4 protein-coding genes are annotated in these 2502 nt (G+C 32.4%); 1 reads left to right on the top strand and 3 read right to left on the bottom strand.

Annotation, left to right across the window (positions count from 1 at the left end):
- Nucleotides 1-482 precede the first annotated feature (482 nt).
- Nucleotides 483-668 carry a hypothetical protein gene (locus AB5150_RS15610; RefSeq protein ID WP_368292181.1) on the bottom strand — a complete coding sequence of 62 codons (186 nt, stop codon included), beginning with the start codon at nucleotides 666-668 and terminating at the stop codon, nucleotides 483-485.
- 80 nt (nucleotides 669-748) lie between these two features.
- Here AB5150_RS15610 and AB5150_RS15605 point away from each other — a divergent pair, with 80 nt between their 5' ends.
- Nucleotides 749-886 (top strand): hypothetical protein, encoded by a 138-nt coding sequence (locus tag AB5150_RS15605; protein ID WP_368292180.1) that lies wholly within the window; start codon nucleotides 749-751, stop codon nucleotides 884-886.
- A 4-nt stretch (nucleotides 887-890) separates the two neighbouring features.
- On the opposite strand, the gene AB5150_RS15600 is transcribed toward AB5150_RS15605, so the two are convergent.
- Complete coding sequence (locus AB5150_RS15600) at nucleotides 891-1070, bottom strand: hypothetical protein (protein WP_368292179.1); 180 nt, start codon at nucleotides 1068-1070, stop codon at nucleotides 891-893.
- 4 nt (nucleotides 1071-1074) lie between these two features.
- Nucleotides 1075-2502, bottom strand: a 1428-nt coding sequence (locus AB5150_RS15595) for a hypothetical protein (protein WP_368292178.1), incomplete at its 5' end; no start/stop codon positions are given.

Genomic DNA, 2502 nt, shown 5'->3' with positions numbered 1-2502 from the left:
GATGCAACAAACAGACAGGACACCACCATACTAAAAATCAAAATGATCGTCTTGATATATGTTTTCAAGTTCTTCTTTACTCCTTTCACGATATTCATTAAATGTCCTTTCATCCCTTTTATAATCAAGTAGATAATGATATTCCTTGAATAATTGACAACTGCCAGCTACAAACACGATTAAGGCTATTAAAGCTACCAATTATTTACACCTCCCTTTAAACCTCAAAGAAAGAGAGGAGAAGTGGTTGGATAATTTGTTAGTGCCGATGTGCCGAGGGGCTAAAGCCGCCAGCGGCACATCGGGTGCATATACACTGCAACCAACAACAGGAAAATGCGTTTCATAGCATATATCTGCATATCTGCAATTATTACAAAGAGTCTCATCTATAAGCGGTTGATACTCACCATTACAACATGCATCATCATTAATACAATGAGTACACCTTACACCTCTGCAATTTTCTTTACACATAACATTTACCTCTCTTCATCACAATTTTTTATACACTTTGCAATACCAAAAATTATTGCTATAGGCATACCAACTGAAAACATAATTGCTACAAAATAGATTAAAAGTTTATAAAAAGGAAGTCTCAGAGCAAGTAGAATTCCACCTGTTAAAATACCCAGAACTAAAATCAAAATATCAAAAGCATCCATACATATCACCTCAACATATACACTTGATAGATTTTACCTATTAATCTATAATCTAAATAAAAAAAGGAGAACGATAAAATATGATAGATACACAAACATCAAGCATTATTTTTACAATAATAAATATAGCAATACTATTAGCAATTTTAATTGGAGCAATATTCCTTATTTATTTCCTTATAAAAAAATTGATTAAGTATTATAAAACTGGAGAATAAAAATCTAATAATCAGCATCCTGAGCCACACCTTTAATAAATACCCATATGGCATAGCCAACAAGCTGGCACACAAGATATGTTATAAAAATTTTCCACGCTGAGAAGGTTATACCGCCCAAAGTAAACTCATATGTAAGCCCATAAAACACTACTTTAGCAACAAGTGATACAAGTTCTAACATTCAATCACCCACCTTTTTTAGCAAGTCTGTAAATCGACAAGATAGCAATAACTACTATTGCACCGATTGTTACACTCCAGAAATCGGCTGGAATAAATTTAAAATAAGATGCAATCACTGCAAATAACCCAGAATCACTATTAAGTAAAGCAGTAAAAAACGCCACAATACCAGTCACATACTTCCAGAATGATTTAGAATTTTTATCTTCATCGTCATCATCACTTGACCCGCCACCAGTATTTATATTTGCATTACCATCAGTAACTTTATTACTATTATCAATAGTTATATTAATAACTGTTTTTCCCGAGTCATCTGAAGCAGCAACATCAGTAACTTTTTTATCAACAACATTCCCATCGTTGTCTTTTACATCTTCAGTTGTTACAGTCGGTTTAACAACTGCACCATCTGCATCCTCTTTCAAATTAAACAAATCAAATGAAAAAGCACGAACATCAGTAGACATTATCATATTCTCTTTTGCACTCTGCATAATGTCAGAATTTGAGAATAAAGTATCTGGATCAGGCACATGATAAAGAAATACAGTTACATATATTTTCGCAGATTTAACCGTTATTTCAGTATCGCTTCTAGTATCAAGATCAACATGTCCAAACAATCCAACAATACCATCGAACAATTCATCCAATTTATGCTGAGCAGAAGAACCAGTATTATCCAATAATGTACTATTTAAATATAAAGATTTATTAACATAACCATTTTTATGTTTATTCAAATTAAAAGTATCTGTTTTAGAATCTGTATAAGTATGTACACGTCCCTTACCATCCTGATAACGTATATCACTATTGTAAACAACATCACAACTAAACATCTCAGTAGGATCAGTCATAAGAGGACACGAATAAGTATAATTAAAAGAAAATGCATATTTTGAATTTCCTACACTAGACGGCTTGCAAGTCATTGAATCCCAATAAAATGATTCTGCTGGATAAGTCGGCTTATCAACATAATCTGGATCTGAATTATCAGCAAGACTTGTGTCACCCTCTAAAAACTTCTTACAATTTGAATAATCAGTGATTGAACCACTCAAATTTTCAGCACACTTCACAAGCGGTATATTAGTAGCAACTAATTTATAACGGCTAATATTAGACGGTTGAACCCTAAAGCGAAAATTATTAATTCCTAAAGACTTATCAGTTTCAAAAGATGAATCGCTATTAGTTTCTGTAAAAGTAAACCCACCAAATCTATCATTCCAATCTGCATAATTCATAATTTGAACACTACCCATACAACCAACATTAGAATTTGTATAAACACGAGCATATTCAGAAAGATTATAATAATATACAGAAGAAGTAGTTTCATAAGCACTATACCCCATACATATAGAAGAACCCTTTGGAACCCAAAAAAACATTTGTTCTAAATAACCAGAACTACCATC

The sequence above is a fragment of the Coprococcus sp. RTP21281st1_F1_RTP21281_210402 genome (assembly GCF_040915325.1).
Classification (GTDB): domain Bacteria; phylum Bacillota; class Clostridia; order Lachnospirales; family Lachnospiraceae; genus Coprococcus; species Coprococcus aceti.
Note: the sequence above shows the minus strand (reverse complement) of the source record. Positions and strands in the feature narration are given on the sequence as shown.

Coding starts and splice junctions, on each gene's coding strand:
- AB5150_RS15610 (WP_368292181.1), bottom strand. CDS start 668: ATGGATGCTTTTGATATTTTGATTTTAGTTCTGGGTATTTTAACAGGT.
- AB5150_RS15605 (WP_368292180.1), top strand. CDS start 749: ATGATAGATACACAAACATCAAGCATTATTTTTACAATAATAAATATA.
- AB5150_RS15600 (WP_368292179.1), bottom strand. CDS start 1,070: ATGTTAGAACTTGTATCACTTGTTGCTAAAGTAGTGTTTTATGGGCTT.